Consider the following 22973-nt stretch of genomic DNA (forward strand, 5'->3'; position numbering starts at 1 on the left):
CGATATATGCGTTGCAGTATCAGGGCGGTGATATGGATAAAGCGGCTGACGAGGTGAATTTGTGAGGAAGGTAACAAACGCTCAGCACCCGCGAAACGAGTGCTGAGCTGAGGGGCTATTAATGTGCTTTTACGGTTTTACCGTTTTTCTGTTTTACCAGATACCCCACGCCGAGGATCGCAATCCAGACCGGGATCAGGTAAACGGAAATCGCCATGCCTGGGGTGAGTAGCATAATCACCAGCACGCCCGCCATAAACAGCAGGCAAACCCAGTTACCCAGCGGATAGAGCAGGGCAGGGAAGCGGGTGGTTACGCCCTGCTGCTGTTTAGCGCGGCGGAACTTGATGTGCGCCAGGCTGATCATCGCCCAGTTAATCACCAGAGCCGAGACCACCAGGGCCATCAGCAGGCCAAACGCCGATTCGGGGGCCATGTAGTTAATCAGCACGCAAAGCGCCGTCACGATAGCCGAAACAATGATGGTATTGACCGGCACGCCGCGCTTATCGACGTTCAGCAGGGCTTTTGGTGCGTTACCCTGCTGCGCAAGGCCGAACAGCATGCGGCTGTTGCAGTACACGCAGCTGTTGTAAACGGAAAGCGCCGCCGTCAGCACGACGATATTGAGCGCATTCGCCACGAAGGTATCGCCCAGTTCGTGGAAGATAAGGACGAACGGGCTGGTGTCGGCCGTGACGCGTGTCCACGGCAGCAGCGAGAGTAGAACGGCCAGTGAACCCACATAGAAGATCAGAATTCGGTAGATAACCTGATTCGTCGCTTTCGGGATGCTTTGCTCCGGGTTGTCGGCTTCAGCGGCGGTGATCCCCACCAGCTCCAGCCCCCCGAAGGAAAACATAATAATGGCCATCATCATCACCAGACCGGTCATCCCGTGAGGCAGGAATCCACCTTGCTCCCAGAGGTTACGCACCGTGGCCTGTGGGCCACCGTTGCCGCTGAACAGCAGCCAGCCGCCAAAGATAATCATCGCCACCACGGCAATGACTTTGATGATGGCAAACCAGAACTCCATCTCACCGAACACTTTTACGTTGGTCAGGTTGATGGCGTTGATAATGACGAAGAACGCTGCCGCAGAAACCCAGGTTGGGATCTCGGGATACCAGAACTGAATGTATTTCCCCACGGCGGTCAGTTCTGCCATGGCCACCAGAACGTAAAGCACCCAGTAGTTCCAGCCGGAAGCGAAACCGGCAAAACTGCCCCAGTATTTGTAGGCAAAGTGACTGAACGAGCCTGCAACCGGCTCTTCAACGACCATTTCACCTAACTGGCGCATGATCAGAAACGCAATAAAACCTGCGATAGCGTAACCCAAAATAATGCCTGGACCGGCGGACTGGATGACGGATGCGCTTCCCAGAAACAGACCTGTGCCGATAGCACCACCCAATGCGATGAGCTGTATATGGCGGTTTTTAAGGCCGCGCTTTAGCTGATCGCCGTGCTGTTGAGCTTCCATTTGAAACCTCGTGTGTGGTTGTTATGTTCACGCTGTGCGTGTGTAATTATGAATATCCGTTTTCTGTATTTATTTCTTTACGGTTAATAAGACCGAAAAAAGCGGAGATGTCTTCCGTAAGCGCAAGAATAGTGGTAAGCGCCTGTGAATGCACCTGCTTTATGAAGGGCTGATGACGAGTTGAATAAAAAGAAAGCATTTGTAAATCGCACCGTTAATTCTTACTACCCCAACCTATAGAATAGAAATGCCTTAAAAGTGGGCGAATTTTCATTTTTTGCGTTGTTGAATCGCTTCAGATTGCAAAAACCCTCGTTTCATTATGGTTAAAACTCCCTCTTTGGTAGTAATCAACTCATTTGTGCAAAGTTACATTTCTGAAACGTTATTTCTGTAAGGTTGTTAAAATGTGCAGGGTTTACTGATTTCAATCAAAACCAATATGGACAGAAGGTGAATACTTTGTTACTTTAGCGATACGAACTTGAAATTGGTAAGACCAATTGACTCCGGGCAAAAAGGCGTAAGACAGGGAATATGGCCTACAGCAAAATTCGCCAACCAAAACTATCCGATGTGATTGAGCAGCAGCTGGAGTTTTTAATCCTCGAGGGGACACTGCGCCCGGGTGAGAAACTTCCGCCAGAACGCGAGCTGGCTAAACAGTTCGACGTATCCCGCCCCTCTCTGCGTGAGGCGATTCAACGCCTCGAAGCAAAGGGCTTGCTGCTTCGTCGCCAGGGCGGCGGAACCTTTGTTCAAAACAGCCTGTGGCAGAGCTTCAGCGATCCGCTGGTAGAACTTCTCTCTGACCACCCAGAATCCCAGTTTGATCTGCTTGAGACCCGTCACGCGCTTGAAGGTATCGCGGCCTATTACGCCGCCCTTCGCAGCACTGATGAAGATCGCGTGCGTATCCGCGAACTGCATCAGGCCATTGAACGGGCACAGCAGTCCGGCGACTTAGACGCCGAGTCCAATGCCGTCGTCCAGTATCAGATTGCCGTCACCGAAGCGGCACACAACGTTGTGCTCCTCCATCTGCTACGCTGCATGGAGCCGATGCTGGCCCAGAACGTTCGTCAAAATTTTGAATTGTTGTATGCCCGTCGGGACATGCTCCCGCTGGTAAGCAACCATCGCACCCGAGTATTCGAGGCGATAATGGCCGGGGAACCGGAGCAGGCGCGCGAAGCGTCGCACCGACATCTGGCTTTCATTGAGGAAATCTTGCTGGACCGCAGCCGAGAACAATCGCGTCGCGAACGTTCATTACGCCGCATACAGCAACGAAAGGATTAAGCGCCAGGTACTTTTAGAGCGCGGCAACTAAACGCAGAACCTGTCTTATTGTGTTTTCTGACGAAAATACAATGGGACAGGTTCCAGACAAATCAACGTATTAGATAGATAAGGAATACCCCCATGTCAGAACGTCTCCAAAATGACGTGGATCCGATCGAAACTCGCGACTGGCTACAGGCGATCGAATCGGTCATCCGTGAAGAAGGTGTTGAGCGCGCTCAGTATCTGATTGATCAGCTGCTTTCTGAAGCCCGCAAAGGCGGCGTGAAGGTTGCTTCAGGTGCAGGGGCTAGCAACTACGTAAACACGATTGCCGTTGAAGACGAACCGGAATACCCGGGCAATCTGGATCTGGAACGCCGTATCCGTTCTGCCATCCGCTGGAACGCCATCATGACCGTTCTGCGTGCGTCCAAGAAAGATCTGGAGCTGGGTGGCCACATGGCGTCCTTCCAGTCCTCTGCGACCGTTTACGAAGTGTGCTTCAACCACTTCTTCCGTGCTGCTAACGAGAAAGACGGCGGTGACCTGGTGTACTTCCAGGGCCACATCTCTCCGGGCATCTATGCACGTGCATTCCTGGAAGGTCGTCTGACTGAAGAGCAGATGAACAACTTCCGTCAGGAAGTTCACGGTAAAGGCCTGTCTTCTTACCCGCACCCTAAACTGATGCCTGAATTCTGGCAGTTCCCGACCGTATCCATGGGTCTGGGCCCAATTGGTGCAATCTATCAGGCGAAATTCCTGAAGTACCTGGAACACCGTGGTCTGAAAGATACCTCTGAGCAAACCGTTTACGCCTTCCTGGGCGACGGTGAGATGGATGAGCCAGAATCTAAAGGTGCGATCACCATCGCTACCCGTGAGAAGCTGGACAACCTGTGCTTCATCATCAACTGTAACCTGCAGCGTCTGGATGGTCCGGTAACCGGTAACGGTAAGATCATCAACGAACTGGAAGGCATCTTCGCAGGTGCTGGCTGGAACGTTATCAAAGTAATGTGGGGTTCCCGTTGGGACGAACTGCTGCGTAAAGACACCAGCGGTAAACTGATCCAGCTGATGAACGAAACCGTTGACGGTGACTACCAGACCTTCAAATCCAAAGACGGTGCCTACGTTCGTGAGCACTTCTTCGGCAAATATCCTGAAACCGCCGCACTGGTTGCAGACTGGACTGACGAGCAGATCTGGGCGCTGAACCGTGGTGGTCACGATCCGAAGAAAATCTACGCTGCACTGAAAAAAGCGCGCGAAACCAAAGGTAAAGCGACTGTAATCCTGGCCCACACCATCAAAGGTTACGGCATGGGTGATACCGCAGAAGGTAAAAACATCGCTCACCAGGTTAAGAAAATGAACATGGACGGCGTGCGCTATATCCGCGACCGTTTCAACGTGCCAGTGACCGATGAGCAGGTAGAAAACCTGTCTTACATCACCTTCCCGGAAGGTTCTGAAGAGTATAAGTACCTGCACGAACGTCGTCAGGCGCTGAAAGGCTACCTGCCAGCTCGTCAACCTAACTTCACCGAGAAACTGGAACTGCCAGCGCTGGAAGACTTCTCTCAGCTGCTGGAAGAGCAGAACAAAGAGATCTCCACCACTATCGCTTTCGTTCGTGCCCTGAACGTGATGCTGAAGAACAAGTCGATCAAAGATCGTCTGGTGCCAATCATCGCTGACGAAGCGCGTACTTTCGGTATGGAAGGTCTGTTCCGTCAGATCGGTATCTACAGCCCGAACGGCCAGCAGTACACCCCGCAGGACCGTGAGCAGGTTGCATACTACAAAGAAGACGAGAAAGGTCAGATCCTGCAGGAAGGTATCAACGAGCTGGGCGCAGGCGCATCCTGGCTGGCTGCTGCGACCTCCTACAGCACCAACAACCTGCCGATGATCCCGTTCTACATCTACTACTCCATGTTCGGGTTCCAGCGTATCGGTGACCTGTGCTGGCAGGCAGGCGACCAGCAGGCTCGCGGCTTCCTGATTGGTGGTACTTCCGGTCGTACGACCCTGAACGGTGAAGGTCTGCAGCACGAAGATGGCCACAGCCACATTCAGTCTCTGACTATCCCTAACTGTATCTCTTACGACCCGTCTTACGCGTACGAAGTGGCAGTCATCATGCATGATGGTCTGCAGCGCATGTACGGCGAAGCGCAAGAGAACATTTACTACTACATCACCACCCTGAACGAAAACTACCACATGCCGGCAATGCCAGCAGGTGCCGAGGAAGGTATCCGTAAAGGTATCTACAAACTCGAAACCATCGAAGGTAGCAAAGGTAAAGTTCAGCTGCTGGGCTCCGGTTCTATTCTGCGTCACGTTCGTGAAGCAGCGCAGATCCTGGCGAAAGACTACGGTGTGGGTTCCGACGTGTACAGCGTGACCTCCTTCACTGAACTGGCGCGTGATGGCCAGGATTGTGAGCGCTGGAACATGCTGCACCCAATGGAAACCCCACGCGTTCCGTACATCGCTCAGGTGATGAACGACGCGCCAGCGGTGGCGTCTACTGACTATATGAAACTGTTCGCTGAGCAGGTTCGTACTTACGTTCCAGCTGATGATTATCGCGTACTGGGTACTGACGGCTTCGGTCGTTCTGACAGCCGCGAAAACCTGCGTCACCACTTCGAAGTTGATGCTTCTTACGTGGTTGTAGCAGCACTGGGCGAACTGGCTAAACGTGGCGAAATCGATAAGAAAGTGGTTGCGGACGCAATTACCAAATTCAACATCGATGCAGAAAAAGTTAACCCGCGTCTGGCGTAAGAGGTAAAAGAATAATGGCTATCGAAATCAATGTACCGGACATCGGGGCTGATGAAGTTGAAATCACCGAGATCCTGGTCAAAGTAGGCGACAAAGTTGAAGCTGAACAGTCGCTGATCACCGTAGAAGGCGACAAAGCCTCTATGGAAGTCCCGTCTCCTCAGGCTGGCATCGTTAAAGAGATCAAAGTCTCTGTTGGCGATAAAACCGAGACTGGCAAACTGATCATGATTTTCGATTCCGCCGACGGTGCAGCAGCTGCTGCACCTGCGCAGGAAGAGAAGAAAGACGCTCCGGCCGCCGCTGCTCCAGCAGCTGCCGCGGCAGCGAAAGAAGTTAACGTGCCTGACATCGGCGGTGACGAAGTTGAAGTCACTGAAATCCTGGTGAAAGTGGGCGATACCGTTGCAGCTGAGCAGTCTCTGATCACCGTAGAAGGCGATAAAGCGTCTATGGAAGTGCCGGCGCCGTTCGCGGGCACCGTTAAAGAGATCAAGATCAACACCGGTGACAAAGTGTCTACCGGCTCTCTGATCATGATCTTCGAAGTGGCGGGTGCTGCACCTGCCGCTGCGCCAGCTCAGGCTGCAGCTCCGGCTCCAGCGGCTGCACCAGCAGCAGGCGGCGTGAAAGACGTTAACGTTCCTGACATCGGCGGTGACGAAGTCGAAGTGACCGAAGTGATGGTGAAAGTGGGCGACAAAGTTGCCGCTGAACAGTCACTGATCACCGTTGAAGGCGACAAAGCCTCTATGGAAGTGCCTGCGCCGTTCGCGGGTACCGTTAAAGAGATCAAAATCAGCACCGGCGACAAAGTCTCTACCGGCTCTCTGATCATGGTCTTCGAAGTGGAAGGCGCTGCGCCTGCAGCCGCTCCGGCTGCCGCGGCTGCTCCAGCACCGGCTGCTGCACCGGCTCAGGCTGCTAAACCAGCGGCACCTGCTGCAAAAGCGGAAAGCAAATCTGAGTTCGCTGAAAACGACGCTTACGTCCACGCGACCCCGCTGATTCGTCGCCTGGCGCGCGAATTCGGCGTGAACCTGGCGAAAGTGAAAGGGACTGGCCGTAAAGGTCGTATCCTGCGCGAAGACGTTCAGGCTTATGTGAAAGACGCGGTGAAACGCGCTGAAGCTGCACCAGCTGCAGCCGCAGGCGGCGGTATCCCGGGCATGCTGCCATGGCCGAAAGTGGACTTCAGCAAGTTCGGTGAAATTGAAGAAGTGGAACTGGGCCGCATCCAGAAAATCTCTGGTGCTAACCTGAGCCGTAACTGGGTCATGATCCCGCACGTTACGCACTTCGACAAAACCGATATCACCGATCTGGAAGCGTTCCGTAAACAGCAGAACGCCGAAGCTGAGAAGCGTAAACTGGACGTGAAATTCACCCCAGTGGTCTTCATCATGAAAGCCGTTGCCGCTGCCCTGGAGCAGATGCCACGCTTCAACAGCTCCCTGTCCGAAGATGGCCAGAAGCTGACGCTGAAGAAATACATCAACATCGGTGTTGCGGTTGATACGCCAAATGGTCTGGTTGTTCCGGTCTTCAAAGACGTGAATAAGAAGAGCATCACTGAGCTGTCCCGTGAACTGACCACCATCTCCAAAAAAGCGCGTGATGGTAAGCTGACTGCCGGCGAAATGCAGGGCGGTTGCTTCACTATCTCCAGCATCGGCGGCCTGGGTACTACCCACTTCGCACCGATTGTTAACGCGCCGGAAGTGGCTATCCTCGGTGTGTCCAAGTCCGCGATGGAGCCGGTGTGGAATGGCAAAGAGTTCGTGCCGCGTCTGATGATGCCAATCTCTCTGTCCTTCGACCACCGCGTGATCGACGGTGCTGATGGTGCGCGTTTCATCACCATCATCAACAACATGCTGAGTGACATTCGCCGCCTGGTGATGTAAGTGAAAAGCCGGCCAGTCGGCCGGCTTTTTTCTGTTAATCTCATGTGGTTTGTGAGGTTATTGGCGAAAGCGACAATTCGTGAGCCGTTTGTTGTTTCAAAATTGTTAACAATTTTGTAAACTGCGAGCGGATAGAACGTCCCGGTGGATGAAGGGCGACAAGTACCTGGACCGCCGGAAATCAATAAGAGGTCATGATGAGTACTGAAATCAAAACTCAGGTCGTGGTACTTGGGGCAGGTCCCGCAGGTTACTCTGCAGCCTTCCGTTGCGCTGATTTAGGTCTGGAAACCGTCATCGTAGAACGTTACAACACCCTTGGTGGTGTTTGTCTGAACGTAGGTTGTATCCCTTCTAAAGCGCTGCTGCACGTAGCGAAAGTTATCGAAGAAGCCAAAGCGCTGGCTGAACACGGTATCGTCTTCGGCGAGCCGAAAACCGATATTGATAAAATCCGTACCTGGAAAGAGAAAGTTATCACTCAGTTGACCGGTGGTCTGGCTGGCATGGCGAAAGGCCGTAAAGTGAAAGTGGTTAACGGTCTGGGTAAATTCACCGGCGCGAACACCCTTGAAGTGGAAGGCGAAAACGGCAAAACCGTAATCAACTTCGACAACGCGATCATCGCGGCGGGCTCTCGTCCAATCGAACTGCCATTCATTCCACATGAAGATCCACGCGTGTGGGATTCCACCGATGCCCTGGAACTGAAAACCGTTCCAAAACGTCTGCTGGTTATGGGCGGCGGTATCATCGGTCTGGAAATGGGTACCGTGTACCATGCGCTGGGTTCAGACATTGACGTGGTTGAAATGTTCGACCAGGTTATCCCGGCTGCGGATAAAGACATCGTTAAAGTCTTCACCAAGCGTATCAGCAAGAAATTCAACCTGATGCTGGAAACCAAAGTGACTGCCGTTGAAGCGAAAGAAGACGGTATTTACGTTTCCATGGAAGGTAAAAAAGCGCCATCCGAACCACAGCGTTACGACGCCGTGCTGGTGGCGATCGGCCGTGTGCCGAACGGTAAGAACCTCGACGCGGGCAAAGCTGGCGTGGAAGTGGACGACCGTGGCTTCATCCGCGTTGACAAGCAGCTGCGCACTAATGTGCCGCACATCTTTGCTATCGGCGATATCGTCGGTCAGCCAATGCTGGCGCACAAAGGTGTTCACGAAGGTCACGTTGCCGCTGAAGTTATCGCCGGCATGAAACACTACTTCGATCCGAAAGTGATCCCATCTATCGCGTACACCGAGCCAGAAGTGGCATGGGTCGGTCTGACCGAGAAAGAAGCGAAAGAGAAAGGCATCAGCTACGAAACCGCCACCTTCCCGTGGGCTGCTTCTGGCCGTGCTATCGCTTCCGACTGCGCAGACGGTATGACCAAACTGATCTTCGACAAAGAGACTCACCGCGTTATCGGTGGTGCGATTGTCGGTACCAACGGCGGCGAGCTGCTGGGTGAAATCGGTCTGGCGATCGAAATGGGTTGCGACGCGGAAGACATCGCGCTGACCATCCACGCTCACCCAACTCTGCACGAGTCCGTAGGTCTGGCGGCAGAAGTGTTTGAAGGTAGCATCACCGACCTGCCAAACGCGAAAGCGAAGAAGAAATAAGTTTCTTCAGACAAAAAAAGCGGCCTGTGGCCGCTTTTTTTATGTGCTGGATTCAGGGAGCCACAGGCTGCCAGGTTTTATCCGGGTTATAGGTAGTTAACGCCCGGGCTTTCTGCTCAGAGTCATTGCCGAGATCGGCCTGGTACACTTTGTCATCCTGGTTTATCACAAAGCTCATGACGCCTGTCTGGCCATAGCTGACGGGCCATGCCACCATCGCAAAGCCTTTCTCATCAGGCAGGATACGGAACCGATAGCCGTGATAGCCTGCACCGGGCTCTTTGGGGCTGAAGGCCGGCCCCAGCGGGCTGGGTGCTTCACCCGGCGAAACGGGCCAGTAGAGACCATCTTTTTTCCCTTCAGAGCTGACAATTTTCTGCGCGTATTTTTGATTCATGGCGAAATAGCTCTGCTGGGCATCCACATAGGCATGTAATGCTTCGATGGCGGCAAGCTCGTTACGCCCGATCTCGCGGGTCAGGATCTCCTCGGCGCCCTCCTTGATATCGAATTGCCATCCGGCAGCGGTTTTGACAACCGGGATGGGCAACTGCCAGTCGTTATTTCCGACGACCAGATGCGCCGTATTACCGTCGATAACCGTGTTGTGCCGCACCTTCCAGTCGCGGAGGAAACGATCGACGGCCTCAGGATCGACCCCTTCTGGCGGCAGAAAATCGCGCCAGTTCTCTCCAAGCAGATTGTTCATCGCCGTTTCATTCTGCTCACTGATGGCATGCGCCAGCGCATCGGTCGCCTGAGCGGGCGTGCTGAAGGATTGCTGTGCCATCGCAGCGGCGGACATCATGAACAACACCATTCCACAGACAAGATTCTTTTTCATGTTGGCTCCCTTAACGATGACGGAATTCACGGTGTTCAGCACGTCCGGCAGGGGCCTGACGCGGTTGCTGATGACGGGCAGCCAGTTGTCTGCTTTGCGCCCCCCGTTGCTGCTGGGCTTGCCAGTTGGCAGAGCGGCTGTCGTTACCGCTCAGCGCATTTGCGCGAGGCTGGCTGGTTCGCTGCGGGATATGGCGTTGCTGGGCTGGCTGCGCGATCCGTTTCTCCTGCCGCTGGGTTACGGCAGGGTGATTATCACGCTGCTGCGAGGTGGTTCGCTTTGCCGTTTGCGGTCTGGTGTCGTAGCCACGGTAGTTGTTGCGCTGGGATATCTGCTTCAGCTGTTCGCCTGAAGCCTGGCGCTGTGCATCTTTGGTTCCCGGACGCGCGGTTTGCGGGAAGGTTTTACCCGTCGATTTCTCCATCTGGCTCAGGGCCGCCTGACGCTGGCTGTCGCGGTTAACCGGTTTTTGCTGCGTAGAACTGAGCCCCGTTACCGTGTTAGTGGAATGGAAGCGGTTATTAAGCTGGCTGGTGGGGTAGGGCACACCTTCCCGATACGCCGGGTTATGCTGCCAGGTGCGGTTGGCATCCGTCAGGCGTTGACCACTGATTTTGTTGAAGTTCTCAACGTTAATATTGATATTGTTATCACCGTTGCGGTTATAGCCGCTGTGATTCCAGTCATCGTCATGATGGTGGTCCCAGTCGTCGTCATCATCCCAGTCGATGTTGCTGAAGATGGCGTAGGTTGTCGCCACACCCAGGCTGAAGCCTAAGCCTTTGACCAGACTATCCGTAAACTGCTCTCCCGGAGAAGGAGGAAGATAGGTGGGCGGGTAAGCCGTGTTTGGCCAGGTACCGTAAACGGTATTGGGGTTATAGGTGGGGACGTAAACGACCTGCGGATCCGCGGATTCAATTTTGATCACCGTCGGGGCAGGCGTGGTGGAAGTCGTCGATTCGCTGGTGGCCGATTTCGCCGGGGCAGGTTTCGTCACGGTGGTGACCGTCTGCTGAGGCGTCGATTGTAAGGCGCCGGTCTTTTGAGCCAGCGCGCGCAGGCGTTGGACGGAATCCATGACATCCTTCGGTTGCGCGAGAAACGCATCCCCCAGATTTTGTACCCACGGCGGGTTTTCACCCATCAGCGACATCAGTTGAGGAAACGCGACCAACGATTTTACGCTGGGATCCCAGGGCTGGCTTGCAACGGCCTGGATAGCGGCGTCTCCTTCCATTTTAGGGTTGTCTTTGGACCACTGCGCCGCCTGGATGACGTTGGCCGGATAGGTCGAGGCCATTAAAATTTGTGACAGCAGGGCATCCGGATAGAGCGCGATGGGAGCAACCCACTGATCGATTTGCGCGGCCGTATAGGCTGGGGCGACGACAGGGGCGGGTTGCGCTGCTGCAGGGGTTACCGGTTGTTGTGCGACGGGAGCGGGGACGACAGGCTCTGTCGCCCGACTTTTGACAAACATGACACCTGAGGCGGCAAACAGCCCGGCACTGCACAGAAGAACAAGCAGATGTGGTTTAAAGGGCAACTTCATAAAATGACTCCAACGAGACAAGCGCTGTGCCGTGAGGCGTTACGGTTGGCGTGAGTATTATTCACTCGCCTTTTACTGTTTTGACTTTTGTTGGGGAACAGCCGGTACGTCCGGATAAAGAGTGTGAGTATTTATTACACAATTATATGTGATAGCTGAAAAGCCGCTGGGATTTCAGAAGGCCGCTCTTGCGAGCGGACCGCAGCGAGTTGCCAAAATTCCCCCCGTCTGCCCTCTACACCATGCTTAACGATTCAGCAAATTTTTTAATGTTGCTTTTTTGTAAACGGATTAACACTGTGCAGAAATCCTGCTATGCTGCCCGACGCGGTATCGGGCATTTACCCTACAAACTGCTGTCTCACAGGAGCGTGAAGAGAACGCCCGCCGCATATGACAATGAGAGCGAGGAGAACCGTCGTGCTAGAAGAATACCGTAAGCACGTAGCAGAACGTGCCGCCGAGGGAATTGTACCCAAACCGTTAGATGCAACCCAAATGGCCGCGCTCGTCGAGCTGCTGAAGAACCCGCCTAAGGGCGAAGAAGAATTCCTGTTAGATCTGCTGATCAACCGCGTACCGCCTGGCGTAGATGAAGCTGCCTACGTAAAAGCCGGATTCCTTGCTGCTATCGCCAAAGGCGAAGCCACCTCCCCACTGGTTACTCCTGAAAAAGCCATTGAACTGCTCGGCACCATGCAGGGTGGTTATAACATTCATCCGCTGATTGACGCGCTGGATAACGACAAGCTGGCACCGATTGCCGCTAAAGCGCTCTCTTCAACGCTGCTGATGTTCGATAACTTCTACGATGTGGAAGAAAAAGCCAAAGCAGGCAACGTCTATGCGAAGCAGGTGATGCAGTCCTGGGCCGATGCCGAATGGTTCCTGAACCGTCCTGCGCTGGCTGAAAAAATTACCGTTACCGTATTCAAAGTCACGGGTGAAACCAACACCGATGACCTCTCTCCGGCACCGGATGCATGGTCTCGCCCGGATATCCCGCTGCACGCTCTGGCGATGCTGAAAAACGCCCGTGAAGGCATTGAGCCGGATCAGCCAGGCGTTGTCGGCCCGATCAAACAGATCGAAGCGTTGCAGAAAAAAGGGTTCCCGCTGGCTTACGTCGGTGACGTAGTCGGTACCGGTTCTTCCCGTAAATCCGCCACCAACTCCGTCCTGTGGTTTATGGGTGACGATATTCCGCATGTGCCGAACAAACGCGGTGGCGGCCTGTGCCTGGGCGGTAAGATTGCCCCAATCTTCTTCAACACCATGGAAGATGCTGGCGCACTGCCAATCGAAGTGGATGTCTCTAACCTGAACATGGGCGACGTGATTGACGTTTACCCGTATAAAGGTGAAGTCCGTAACCACGACACCAACGAGCTGCTGGCGAGCTTCGAGCTGAAAACCGACGTACTGATCGACGAAGTGCGTGCCGGTGGCCGTATCCCGCTGATCATCGGTCGTGGCCTGACCACCAAAGCGCGTGAAGCGCTGGGTCTGCCGCACTCAGACGTGTTCCGTCATGCGAAAGACGTAGCAGAAAGCAATCGTGGCTTCTCGCTGGCGCAGAAAATGGTTGGCCGCGCGTGCGGCGTGGCCGGTATCCGTCCTGGCGCTTACTGCGAGCCGAAGATGACCTCTGTGGGCTCTCAGGACACCACTGGCCCAATGACCCGTGACGAGCTGAAAGACCTGGCGTGCCTGGGCTTCTCGTCCGATCTGGTCATGCAGTCCTTCTGTCACACGGCGGCGTATCCGAAGCCGGTTGACGTAACCACGCACCACACGCTGCCAGACTTCATCATGAACCGTGGCGGCGTCTCCCTGCGTCCGGGCGACGGCGTTATCCACTCCTGGCTGAACCGTATGCTGCTGCCGGATACCGTGGGTACCGGCGGTGACTCCCATACCCGTTTCCCGATTGGTATCTCCTTCCCGGCGGGCTCCGGTCTGGTGGCGTTTGCCGCAGCGACCGGCGTGATGCCGCTGGATATGCCGGAATCGGTACTGGTGCGCTTCAAAGGTAAAATGCAGCCGGGTATCACCCTGCGCGACCTGGTTCACGCTATCCCGCTGTATGCCATCAAACAGGGCCTGCTGACCGTTGAGAAGAAAGGTAAGAAGAACATCTTCTCTGGCCGCATCCTGGAAATTGAAGGGCTGCCGGACCTCAAAGTTGAGCAGGCATTCGAGCTGACCGATGCGTCTGCAGAGCGTTCCGCCGCGGGTTGTACCATCAAGCTGAACAAAGAGCCGATCATTGAGTATCTGAACTCTAACATCGTCCTGCTGAAGTGGATGATTGCGGAAGGCTACGGCGACCGTCGTACGCTGGAGCGTCGTATTCAGGGGATGGAGAAATGGCTGGCGGATCCGCAGCTGCTGGAAGCCGATGCTGACGCAGAATATGCGGCGGTGATCGACATCGATCTGGCAGACATTAAAGAGCCAATTCTCTGTGCACCGAACGATCCTGACGATGCGCGTCTGCTGTCTGACGTGCAGGGCGATAAGATCGACGAAGTGTTCATCGGTTCCTGTATGACCAACATCGGTCACTTCCGTGCCGCGGGTAAACTGCTGGATACTCACAAAGGCCAGCTGCCAACCCGCCTGTGGGTAGCGCCACCAACCCGTATGGATGCGGCGCAGCTGACTGAAGAGGGTTACTACAGCGTGTTTGGTAAGAGCGGTGCGCGCATCGAAATCCCTGGCTGTTCCCTGTGTATGGGTAACCAGGCGCGCGTGGCAGACGGTGCGACGGTGGTCTCCACCTCTACCCGTAACTTCCCGAACCGTTTAGGTACCGGTGCGAACGTCTACCTGGCGTCTGCTGAGCTGGCGGCGGTTGCGGCGCTGATTGGCAAACTGCCAACGCCGGAAGAGTACCAGACCTTCGTTGCTCAGGTTGATAAGACGGCGGTGGATACCTATCGCTATCTGAACTTCGACCAGCTCTCTCAGTACACCGAGAAAGCTGACGGGGTGATCTTCCAGACGGCGGTATAAAAGCAAAACCGTCTCCACGAGACGGTTTTTAGTGTTTGCACCCTCTCCCATGGGAGAGGGCCGGGGTGAGGGCATCAGGCCGCAGGGCCTTGCTCTCACCTTTTTATTTTCATTCCTCCCACCTCACACGCTTTTTTTCTTCCTCTCTGCTGCGATAATTACCGTAATGGCTTTGCAGAGGAAAACACTATGGATTACGAATTTCTGCGCGACATCACCGGGGTGGTGAAAGTGCGTATGTCGATGGGCCACGAAGCCGTTGGACACTGGTTTAACGAAGAAGTGAAAGAAAATCTAGCGCTTCTTGATGAAGTTGAACAGGCGGCGAATACGATAAAAGGCAGTGAACGTTCCTGGCAACGTGCGGGTCATGAATACACGCTGTGGATGGATGGCGAAGAGGTGATGGTGCGGGCCAACCAGCTGGAATTCTCGGGCGACGAGATGGAAGAGGGGATGAGCTACTACGACGAAGAGAGCCTGTCGCTGTGCGGCGTGGAGGACTTTCTGCAGGTCGTGGCGGCGTACCGGGAGTTTATGAAACAGAAATAAATGAAATTCCCTCCGAAGCGTGTCGGAGGGAATTCGCTGGTATCGCTCTACAGCAAAAATCTCACAAAATTAGCGGTCGGGTTGGTCGCCGCAACGGGTGACGCCCCCCTGGCGCTGAACGACCACGCCTGACATTGGGAAACGCCTGGCATACCATCGTTGCGTACAAGGAATTGTACGCCGCCAGGGTTTTGCGGCGGATCGCCAGCCGGCATTCCGCAGGCTATCAGGAAATCAATGTCACTTTGTTTACTCCGCAGCTCCGCTACCCGCTGTTCCCAGCCCGCCGGGCGAACACCTTTCTGGGTAAAATAATCCAGACAGATATCAATGCTAAATGGCTTATCGTCAGCATAAGTATTGGTGAAGTAATCGGTGATGACGATCCCATGCACTGATTCTGCCGACACTTCACTGTTGCTGCCAATATGAATGATTTGACCATTCGGCAATTGGGCTGAAATATGACCTGGGAACGCGTGACCGTTCACCTGAGGAAAGAAATCAATTGTGGAAACGTAGCGTTTTGGCCACATCGTCAGAGATTTATCGCTACGGGTATTCTGCCCGCACAGCAGCCAATTCACAGCGTGAAAAACGGGATCGTGGCAGGGCGTCTTCTCACTCTCCTTATCGTCGCGGTAGAGGATGGCACATGTTCCCGCCAGAAACGTGATGGCAGAAGAGGGATCCCCGGAACGGGCCGGGAAGGCATCAATCAGCCTGTTAACGTAGTCGCTGACATGGTCCATGTAGAAGTCACCGAGTTGCATGAGTTCATCTTCACTGAGCACATTACTCCAGCGGGTATTCCAGAAAAATTCCGGAAGCGTGACAAAGGTATGGTCCCAGCTACCGGTGTCAGTTTCCAGCACCGCTTCGAGCTCAGCAATAACCTGGCTCAGACGAAACTCCATCCGCTCTTTGGCGTGAGTCAGAAGATCGTTATCCGCACTTCGCACGTCGTCTGCCTCGTGCGTAAAGGAGTCAGCACGCCAGGAAAGAATTCGAATTGTCATTTTACACCTCGTGATTGATCAGGATAAAAAAAGAGTTTTTTCAGCGTTACGACGTGCTGTCAGGCCCGCCAGGACCTGACCACCCGCATGGTTCCATTTCAGAAATTCGTCGGCGGCGCCGTTAACGTCTCCGCTGTTCACTTTGCGTAACAGGGTTGAACTCTTCAGATTGGCCGGGCCCAGATTGAAGGCGAAGCTCACCAGAGCATCGAACTGGTTCTGCGTCACCTCCACAGTCAGCATGTTGTTAACCTCGTGCTCAAAACGCTGCAGGTCATCACGAAGGAGCTGTTCTGCGGCTTCTGCGGTGATGGTCCGCGTGCCGCCTGGCGGGATCGGGTTTTCGACGTGACCATAACCGATAGTCGGAATACCGACTGCGTCTTTGTAGGTGGTTAAACGCAGGCCTTCGTACTGTTTGATAAGGGCAATGCCGCCATTGCCGGTTGTTTTCAAGGCATTACTCATGGCTATTCTCCTTTACGGGGACGGGGGTCATACGGTGGATAAATTCATCAAGCAGCCGCAGCACCGCTTCCGGCGGTTCCTGAGCGACAAAATCAATTTCAATATCAATGTTCTGGCTGTCCGTTTTGCCCTCATGGGGCTGGGGCGCCATCGTGACGTGGAAGTGACCCCGCTCTCCCTGTCCTGTCAGCGTGCTGATGGCTTCTGTGGCATCACCGCGAACGGTCAGGCGCATCTTCATTCTCTCCATTGACAGATTGCGCGGTGGAGCAAGTGTCACCAGCGGTACGTTCAATCGATGCCCGTCATCCAGCTGAAGCTCGGCATAGTCGGGTTTGTAGCTGCCGTCCGGGGCCTGCTCAAATAGCTGCGAGAGCACGGCAACGTACTGATGGGCCATATACTGGTTGGCGCTAAAGGCAGCGTGCTGGAGCCCTTGTACCAGGGCATCTAATCCCATCGCGTGGTTGCCCTTGTTGCCGGCAGGGGGGGGCGGCGTTCCGTCATCGCCCCCGCCGCCGCCTCCGTCATTGCTTCCGGCGTTCTCCTCCTCCCCGGCAGGAGAAGGAGACGGAGTTGCGGCAGAGGGGGGATCTGACGATACCGTCATCGGTTTATCTGCCGGGGGTTCGGTACTGGCTTCAGGCTTTACATCGCCGGGCGTTTTACGGCTGAACCAGAATCGACGTGAATCAGGCATATTTTTTCTCCATCAGGCAGGTGCCCGTTAACCGGACACCTGTTAGGGGTAATAAATGCGTTTGAATGCGTTGTACGGGTTAGCCGTTACCCCCCTGAGCAGGCGCGGCTGGGGCTGGGGCTGGTGCTGGTGCTGGTGTAATCAGACCTGAACTGTTGGTTGCAGGCAGCTCAGCGGGTTGATCTCCAGCGCGTTGTGCCGGTTTGGTAGCAGCATTGGTCAGATAATCGACCACGCGGCTAAGTGCTTCCGGCATCGGCTGACGTTTAACGGAGGTGTGGATGGAGTATTTGGCACGGGTATCGGTCGAACGGGTCTGTTCTGACTTATGGCTCACGCTGCCCTTGACGCTAACGGAGAATGGACCCCAGCCGATTTTGCCCTCCAGGGAGCCTTCCTGGCTGCTGCTTTCATTGCTGGCTGCGCTCTGATGGATCTCAAGCTCGAAGTCGATGGTCCCTTCTTCGATACAGATGATGGGGTGCACCACTGCCGCCAGCAGAGGAATACGCATGACTTTGGTTTGCGTACCGGTCGTCACGCCTTTCTCATCGACGAGGGTCTCCTCATAATCAAACTGTACCGAAACGGCTTTGCCATCTTTAATACAGACGCTTAATAAGAAATCGGTATAACTTTTGGCTGCCTGGGTTTGGGCTTTAATCATTGCCTGTAATGGCGCGGAAATCATACTGTCTAGCGGCAATGAACTAATAACTGAACCAATAAATCCGGCATCAACATTTGCATCTGGCATAATTCATTCCTCGATGTTTGGGGGGAGCAGAATATGTCTGCCCATTAATCATGGATATCGATTAAAAAAGCATCCATGCGCTTAAAGTTATGTTTTCGGAAATCATTGTGTCTGTATGGAATGGTCTGTATCGAAAGTTACATGGCGAAATGAGACGGGCTGTGCTTAATAAATTAAACCGGCATTACTCCTGCAATTGAAAGTTTCTCCTGGTGTTATTACTTTTCATCCCGCAGCAACCGTTGTTTAAGGTTTGTTTGAAGGGGTTAAGTGCCGCTAACAAGATAACGATTATTTAAGTGGGACGACAATGAATATACTTATTTATGATGAATTGCCGCTGTTCATTCATGGCATCCGATGCCGTTGGGCGGAACTTGCGCCCGCATTACACATCACAGCAGCACATACCGAAGATGAGGTCTGGAAAGGCTTAATAAAAGTCAGGACGGATGTTGTTATTCTGGATGCGGATTATGAAATAGAGAAAAAAAGAGCGTTATTAACCCAATTAAAATCGCAGGCGGACACTATTTTAGTGTTGATGAATTTTTCACGGTTGGATAATGTCAACCCGATTTATTTTCTGGAATGTGGTGCGGCAGGGATTTTAACCAAGAAAATGGAGTCGGAAGAGTTATTGCAGGCAATTGAATGGGTGCGGCAAGGGAGAATATATTTACCGGATAGTTGCCTGCGCGAACATAAATTAATACGCATGCAGAATTATCCATCCCCGCTGTGCACACTATCACCCCGACAACGTGAGATTCTGCATCTTGTTGTTCAGGGAAATAGCAATAAGCAAATTTGTCGTGTACTTGGGATTGCGGAAGGGACGGTTAAAAATCACCTTCACGCCCTGTTTCGTCAACTGGGAGTCAGAAACCGCACGGAAGCGGCGATGATACTGGCCCAAACGACTGTTTAGGAAAATAAGCAGCATGATAAAGAAGGAAAAATCATCACTTTTCCTTCTTTGTCTGCTTACCTGCGTCTTACACGGCCGGAATATTGCGGCCGTAGTAGATTTCGCGCATCTCTTTCCAGAGCAGGTCGGTAATGACCTTACGCTCTTCTTCGCTTAAATCTTCTGGCTTTGTGTGGAACATGTAGTGCTTAAGGTCAAACTCCTTAAGCAGCATCTTGGTGTGGAAGATGTTCTCCTGATACACGTTCACGTCCATCATGTCGTACAGCGATTTCATGTCCTCGGACATAAAGTTCTGAATGGAGTTGATCTCGTGATCGATAAAGTGCTTCATACCGTTGATATCGCGCGTAAAACCACGCACACGATAATCAATGGTGACGATATCGGATTCCAGCTGGTGAATTAAATAGTTCAGCGCGTTTAGCGGGGAGATCACGCCGCAGGTGGATACTTCGATATCGGCGCGGAACGTGCACAGGCCGCCTTCCGGGTGGCTCTCCGGGTAGGTGTGCACGCAGATATGGCTTTTATCGAGGTGGGCGACAACCACTTCAGGCAGCGGGCCCGGATGCTCGGTTTTGTCGATAAGCTTAGGATCGACCGGCTCTTCGCTGACCAGAATGGTCACGCTGGCGCCCTGAGGTTCATAATCCTGGCGGGCGATGTTCAGAATATTTGCGCCGATAATAGAGCAGGTTTCCGACAGGATCTCGGTCAGTCGGTTGGCATTGTAGAGTTCATCGATATAGGCGATGTAGCCATCGCGCTCTTCCGCTGTTTTGGCATAGCAGATATCGTAAATACAAAAACTCAGGCTTTTGGTCAGGTTGTTAAAGCCATGCAGTTTAAGCTTTTTCAATTAGTTCACCCCCTGGGAGGACAGTGCATCTTGCAGGTACTGCGGCAAGGCGAAGGCTGCGGTATGGACCGCCGGATTGTAGTAACGGCACTGGAGACCTGCCTGATGGAAGCGCGCCTGGATAATCTCCGTGGAGAGATGACGCAGGACGTCGTTATCCGTCGCCCAGGCAAAGGTCATGATCCCGCCGTAGTAGGTCGGAATGGCAGCCTGATAGAAGCTAACATCGCCAAAATAGGTGCTCAGTTTGCGGTGGCTGTCGAGCGCTTCATCCTGCTGCAGGAAGCAGACGCCATTTTGCGCCACGAAGATACCGCCAGGGTTCAGACAACGCTTGCAACCCTCGTAGAACGATGAGGTAAACAGCGAGGCTCCCGGGCCGATAGGGTCGGTACAGTCGGAGATAATGACGTCAAACGTCTGAGTTGTCTGGTTGACGAAGTTCACGCCATCGTCAATCACCAGCTTAAAGCGCGGATCGTCGTAGCTTCCCGCGTTATGGTTAGGCAGGTACTGACGACAGAATGAGACCACGCCCGCGTCGATCTCTACCATGGTGATGGTTTCAATGGACTGGTGGCGGGAGACTTCGCGCAGCATCGCCCCGTCGCCGCCGCCGATAATCAGCACGTGCTTCGCGTGGCCATGGGCCAGCAGCGGTACGTGGGTCATCATCTCATGATAGATAAACTCATCTCGCTCGGTGGTTTGCACCACGCCGTCCAGCGCCATTACGCGGCCAAAAGCGGCATTCTCGAAGATGATCAGATCCTGATGATCGGTTTTCTCATGATAAAGCACGTTATCAACGGCAAAGTACTGACCAAACTGGTCATGCAGTGTTTCATGCCACAACGTGTGGTCGGCCATACGCAGACTCCTCTTCGTTAACATCCGTTACACTCACGAAAAATGAGCGAAACATGATAGCTAACTATAACCGTGGTTGCACGGTTCCAGGCGAAACAAGAGGCGTCGGGAAGGTTATTTCACGTAGGCGAGCAGGCTAAGCGAATCGCGGGCCAGCGCTTTGCATTTTTTTGCCGTTGGGATGCCAATACCGCTTAAATCACGGTAACTGTCTTCACCGAGCGCTTTCATGTCGAAGCTGTCGTAGTTGCTGAGGTCCCATTGGTTCTGCTGGGCAAAAAAGACCAGTGCGCGACGAATTTGCCCGTTGGGTAAATTCTGGTAGCCACAATCATTTTTCAGGAACACAAAAACCGCCGTCAGATCGGCCATATCTTCCGCTTCATTTTCACTGAGCGCATAGCTGTTCGCACACATTGCCATCAGGCTGGTGAACAAAATTGTCCTGAAAAACGTCTTCATTGCTTCTACCACTGCATCACGGAAAATTAACGTTAGCATATTTGGTGCCAGTGCGACGATCTTTATTATTGCCGCGTAACTTGACCTTCCGGTAAGGGGAGGGTTTATGCTCAAAAGATCGTCTGCACGAAATAAGGAAATGAATATGCAACGTCGTGAATTTCTAAAATATTCCGTTGCGTTGGGGGTTGCCAGCGCATTACCACTGTGGAGTCGCGCGGTTCTGGCGGCTGACAGACCTGCCTTACCCATTCCTGATTTATTGACCGCCGATGCCCGTGGCCGTATCCAGCTGGTGGTTCAGTCCGGTAAAACGGCGTTTGGTAAAAATAACGCCACCACCTGGGGCTATAACGGCAATGTGCTTGGCCCGGCGTTGCAGTTGCGCAGAGGAAAAGCCGTCACCGTTGATATTCACAACACGCTGGCAGAAGAGACGACGCTGCACTGGCACGGGCTGGAAGTGCCGGGTGAGGTCGACGGCGGCCCGCAAGGGATTATAAAAGCGGGTGGGAAGCGTACCGTGACCTTTACCCCCGAGCAGCGGGCGGCGACCTGCTGGTTCCACCCGCATCAGCATGGTAAAACGGGCCATCAGGTGGCCATGGGGCTGGCAGGCCTGGTGCTGATTGAAGATGACGAAAGTCGCTTGCTGCGTCTGCCCAAACAGTGGGGTATCGACGATGTGCCGGTCATTGTGCAGGACAAAAAATTCTCCACAGACGGTCAGATTGATTATCAGCTGGATGTGATGACCGCGGCGGTAGGCTGGTTTGGCGATACGCTGCTGACCAATGGCGCGATCTACCCCCAGCACGCTGCACCAAAAGGCTGGCTGCGGTTACGTCTGCTCAACGGATGCAACGCGCGCTCGCTGAACTTTGCCACCAGCGATAATCGTCCGCTGTACGTCGTGGCGAGCGACGGAGGACTGCTGCCTGAGCCGGTCAAAGTGAATGAACTCCCTGTGCTGATGGGCGAGCGCTTTGAGGTGCTGGTGGACATCAGCGACGGTAAATCATTTGACCTGGTGACGCTCCCGGTCAGCCAGATGGGGATGGCCGTTGCGCCATTCGATAAGCCGCACCCGGTTTTACGTATTCAGCCGCTGCAGATCACCGCCTCCGGTACGCTGCCGGACACCTTAACCACGCTGCCGGCACTTCCGTCGCTGGATGGGCTTACGCAACGTAAGCTGCAGCTCTCCATGGATCCGATGCTCGACATGATGGGCATGCAGGCGCTGATGAAAAAGTATGGCGATCAGGCGATGGCGGGGATGCACCACGGGCAGATGATGGGCCATATGAACATGGATCACGGCAAGATGGGCGGTATGAATCACGGCGGTCACGGGTTTGATTTCCACAATGCCAATATGATCAACGGCAAAGCGTTCGATATGAATACGCCAATGTTTGCTGCTACAAAAGGGCAGTTTGAGCGCTGGGTGATTTCAGGCGAAGGCGACATGATGCTGCATCCGTTCCATATTCACGGCACCCAGTTCCGTATTCTTTCAGAGAACGGCAAAGCACCGGATGCGCATCGCGCGGGCTGGAAAGATACAGTGAGAGTGGAAGGCGGCGTCAGCGAGGTGCTGGTGAAGTTTGACCACGAGGCGCCAAAGGAGTTTGCCTATATGGCGCACTGTCATCTGCTGGAACACGAAGATACGGGGATGATGCTTGGTTTTACCGTATAAAAAAGCCGGGTGGCGGCTTCGCCTTACCCGGCCTACATTTCGCAGGTGCGGCCTGATGCCCTCACCCTGGCCCTCTCCCGGTGGGAGAGGGAACAAACATAAAAACGGCAACCGAGGTTGCCG

The 22973-nt window shown here is 53.9% G+C and carries 18 protein-coding genes; 8 read left to right on the plus strand and 10 right to left on the minus strand.

Features of this window, described 5'->3' with window-relative positions; genetic code table 11:
- Window positions 1–118: 118 nt before the first annotated feature.
- Window positions 119–1489, minus strand: a complete 1371-nt coding sequence (gene aroP, locus ECL_RS04395) for an aromatic amino acid transporter AroP (RefSeq protein ID WP_013095594.1) — start codon at window positions 1487–1489, stop codon at window positions 119–121.
- Between the two features lie 537 nt (window positions 1490–2026).
- Between aroP and pdhR the strand changes: the two genes are divergently transcribed.
- The 4 genes from pdhR to lpdA all read left to right on the plus strand — a co-directional run bounded on the left by pdhR (window position 2027) and on the right by lpdA (window position 9107).
- Complete coding sequence (pdhR, locus tag ECL_RS04400) at window positions 2027–2791, plus strand: pyruvate dehydrogenase complex transcriptional repressor PdhR (RefSeq protein ID WP_013095596.1); 765 nt, start codon at window positions 2027–2029, stop codon at window positions 2789–2791.
- A gap of 123 nt (window positions 2792–2914) precedes the next feature.
- Complete coding sequence (gene aceE / locus ECL_RS04405; protein ID WP_013095597.1) at window positions 2915–5578, plus strand: pyruvate dehydrogenase (acetyl-transferring), homodimeric type; 2664 nt, start codon at window positions 2915–2917, stop codon at window positions 5576–5578.
- Between the two features lie 14 nt (window positions 5579–5592).
- On the plus strand, window positions 5593–7485 hold the full coding sequence (gene aceF, locus ECL_RS04410) for a pyruvate dehydrogenase complex dihydrolipoyllysine-residue acetyltransferase (protein ID WP_013095598.1): 1893 nt from the start codon (window positions 5593–5595) through the stop codon (window positions 7483–7485).
- Between the two features lie 197 nt (window positions 7486–7682).
- Window positions 7683–9107, plus strand: a complete 1425-nt coding sequence (gene lpdA, locus ECL_RS04415; protein ID WP_014830669.1) for a dihydrolipoyl dehydrogenase — start codon at window positions 7683–7685, stop codon at window positions 9105–9107.
- Window positions 9108–9159: 52 nt separating this feature from the next.
- Here lpdA and ECL_RS04420 read toward each other — a convergent pair whose 3' ends face one another.
- Window positions 9160–9951 carry a DUF2950 family protein gene (locus ECL_RS04420; RefSeq protein ID WP_013095600.1) on the minus strand — a complete coding sequence of 264 codons (792 nt, stop codon included), beginning with the start codon at window positions 9949–9951 and terminating at the stop codon, window positions 9160–9162.
- A 10-nt stretch (window positions 9952–9961) separates the two neighbouring features.
- A complete protein-coding gene (locus tag ECL_RS04425; RefSeq protein ID WP_013095601.1) occupies window positions 9962–11506 on the minus strand; it encodes a DUF3300 domain-containing protein in 1545 nt (514 codons plus the stop codon).
- Window positions 11507–11926: 420 nt separating this feature from the next.
- Here ECL_RS04425 and acnB point away from each other — a divergent pair, with 420 nt between their 5' ends.
- Window positions 11927–14524 carry a bifunctional aconitate hydratase 2/2-methylisocitrate dehydratase gene (acnB, locus tag ECL_RS04430; RefSeq protein ID WP_013095602.1) on the plus strand — a complete coding sequence of 866 codons (2598 nt, stop codon included), beginning with the start codon at window positions 11927–11929 and terminating at the stop codon, window positions 14522–14524.
- A 189-nt stretch (window positions 14525–14713) separates the two neighbouring features.
- Window positions 14714–15076, plus strand: coding sequence for a protein YacL (yacL, locus tag ECL_RS04435; protein WP_013095603.1), 363 nt, complete (start codon window positions 14714–14716; stop codon window positions 15074–15076).
- 47 nt (window positions 15077–15123) lie between these two features.
- On the opposite strand, the gene ECL_RS04440 is transcribed toward yacL, so the two are convergent.
- The 4 genes from ECL_RS04440 to ECL_RS04455 form a co-directional block, all read right to left on the minus strand.
- The gene (locus tag ECL_RS04440) at window positions 15124–16095 is read right to left on the minus strand and encodes a hypothetical protein (protein WP_013095604.1); all 972 of its coding nucleotides are present in this window, start codon (window positions 16093–16095) and stop codon (window positions 15124–15126) included.
- 18 nt (window positions 16096–16113) lie between these two features.
- Window positions 16114–16563, minus strand: coding sequence for a lysozyme (locus ECL_RS04445; RefSeq protein WP_013095605.1), 450 nt, complete (start codon window positions 16561–16563; stop codon window positions 16114–16116).
- On the minus strand, window positions 16556–17263 hold the full coding sequence (locus tag ECL_RS04450) for a DUF2589 domain-containing protein (RefSeq protein ID WP_013095606.1): 708 nt from the start codon (window positions 17261–17263) through the stop codon (window positions 16556–16558). The genes ECL_RS04445 and ECL_RS04450 overlap by 8 nt, the downstream gene beginning before the upstream one ends.
- Before the next feature lie 79 nt (window positions 17264–17342).
- Window positions 17343–18020: a DUF2589 domain-containing protein gene (locus tag ECL_RS04455; RefSeq protein WP_013095607.1), complete on the minus strand. Its 678-nt coding sequence runs from the start codon at window positions 18018–18020 to the stop codon at window positions 17343–17345.
- A 310-nt stretch (window positions 18021–18330) separates the two neighbouring features.
- Here ECL_RS04455 and ECL_RS04460 point away from each other — a divergent pair, with 310 nt between their 5' ends.
- On the plus strand, window positions 18331–18951 hold the full coding sequence (locus ECL_RS04460) for a LuxR C-terminal-related transcriptional regulator (RefSeq protein ID WP_013095608.1): 621 nt from the start codon (window positions 18331–18333) through the stop codon (window positions 18949–18951).
- 67 nt (window positions 18952–19018) lie between these two features.
- Here ECL_RS04460 and speD read toward each other — a convergent pair whose 3' ends face one another.
- From speD to ECL_RS04475, 3 genes are all read right to left on the minus strand, one after another.
- The gene (speD, locus tag ECL_RS04465; protein ID WP_013095609.1) at window positions 19019–19813 is read right to left on the minus strand and encodes an adenosylmethionine decarboxylase; all 795 of its coding nucleotides are present in this window, start codon (window positions 19811–19813) and stop codon (window positions 19019–19021) included.
- A complete protein-coding gene (gene speE / locus ECL_RS04470) occupies window positions 19814–20683 on the minus strand; it encodes a polyamine aminopropyltransferase (protein WP_013095610.1) in 870 nt (289 codons plus the stop codon). It abuts the gene before it with no gap.
- 114 nt (window positions 20684–20797) lie between these two features.
- Entirely contained in the window at window positions 20798–21145 is a 348-nt protein-coding gene (locus ECL_RS04475; RefSeq protein WP_014830675.1) for a YacC family pilotin-like protein, read from the minus strand.
- Between the two features lie 145 nt (window positions 21146–21290).
- On the opposite strand from ECL_RS04475, the gene cueO reads away from it, so the two are divergent.
- The gene (cueO, locus tag ECL_RS04480) at window positions 21291–22850 is read left to right on the plus strand and encodes a multicopper oxidase CueO (RefSeq protein ID WP_013095612.1); all 1560 of its coding nucleotides are present in this window, start codon (window positions 21291–21293) and stop codon (window positions 22848–22850) included.
- Window positions 22851–22973: the final 123 nt, after the last annotated feature.

Origin of the sequence: Enterobacter cloacae subsp. cloacae ATCC 13047, assembly GCF_000025565.1 — a bacterium.
GTDB lineage: Bacteria > Pseudomonadota > Gammaproteobacteria > Enterobacterales > Enterobacteriaceae > Enterobacter > Enterobacter cloacae.

Excerpts from the sequence above, each read along its gene's own strand:
- aceE (WP_013095597.1), top strand. The coding sequence starts at position 2,915 with ATGTCAGAACGTCTCCAAAATGACGTGGATCCGATCGAAACTCGCGAC.
- yacL (WP_013095603.1), top strand. The coding sequence starts at position 14,714 with ATGGATTACGAATTTCTGCGCGACATCACCGGGGTGGTGAAAGTGCGT.
- ECL_RS04425 (WP_013095601.1), bottom strand. The coding sequence starts at position 11,506 with ATGAAGTTGCCCTTTAAACCACATCTGCTTGTTCTTCTGTGCAGTGCC.
- aceF (WP_013095598.1), top strand. The coding sequence starts at position 5,593 with ATGGCTATCGAAATCAATGTACCGGACATCGGGGCTGATGAAGTTGAA.
- ECL_RS04445 (WP_013095605.1), bottom strand. The coding sequence starts at position 16,563 with ATGAGTAATGCCTTGAAAACAACCGGCAATGGCGGCATTGCCCTTATC.
- cueO (WP_013095612.1), top strand. The coding sequence starts at position 21,291 with ATGCAACGTCGTGAATTTCTAAAATATTCCGTTGCGTTGGGGGTTGCC.
- lpdA (WP_014830669.1), top strand. The coding sequence starts at position 7,683 with ATGAGTACTGAAATCAAAACTCAGGTCGTGGTACTTGGGGCAGGTCCC.
- ECL_RS04455 (WP_013095607.1), bottom strand. The coding sequence starts at position 18,020 with ATGCCAGATGCAAATGTTGATGCCGGATTTATTGGTTCAGTTATTAGT.
- ECL_RS04460 (WP_013095608.1), top strand. The coding sequence starts at position 18,331 with ATGAATATACTTATTTATGATGAATTGCCGCTGTTCATTCATGGCATC.
- ECL_RS04475 (WP_014830675.1), bottom strand. The coding sequence starts at position 21,145 with ATGAAGACGTTTTTCAGGACAATTTTGTTCACCAGCCTGATGGCAATG.
- pdhR (WP_013095596.1), top strand. The coding sequence starts at position 2,027 with ATGGCCTACAGCAAAATTCGCCAACCAAAACTATCCGATGTGATTGAG.
- aroP (WP_013095594.1), bottom strand. The coding sequence starts at position 1,489 with ATGGAAGCTCAACAGCACGGCGATCAGCTAAAGCGCGGCCTTAAAAAC.
- ECL_RS04440 (WP_013095604.1), bottom strand. The coding sequence starts at position 16,095 with ATGACAATTCGAATTCTTTCCTGGCGTGCTGACTCCTTTACGCACGAG.
- ECL_RS04420 (WP_013095600.1), bottom strand. The coding sequence starts at position 9,951 with ATGAAAAAGAATCTTGTCTGTGGAATGGTGTTGTTCATGATGTCCGCC.
- speE (WP_013095610.1), bottom strand. The coding sequence starts at position 20,683 with ATGGCCGACCACACGTTGTGGCATGAAACACTGCATGACCAGTTTGGT.
- ECL_RS04450 (WP_013095606.1), bottom strand. The coding sequence starts at position 17,263 with ATGCCTGATTCACGTCGATTCTGGTTCAGCCGTAAAACGCCCGGCGAT.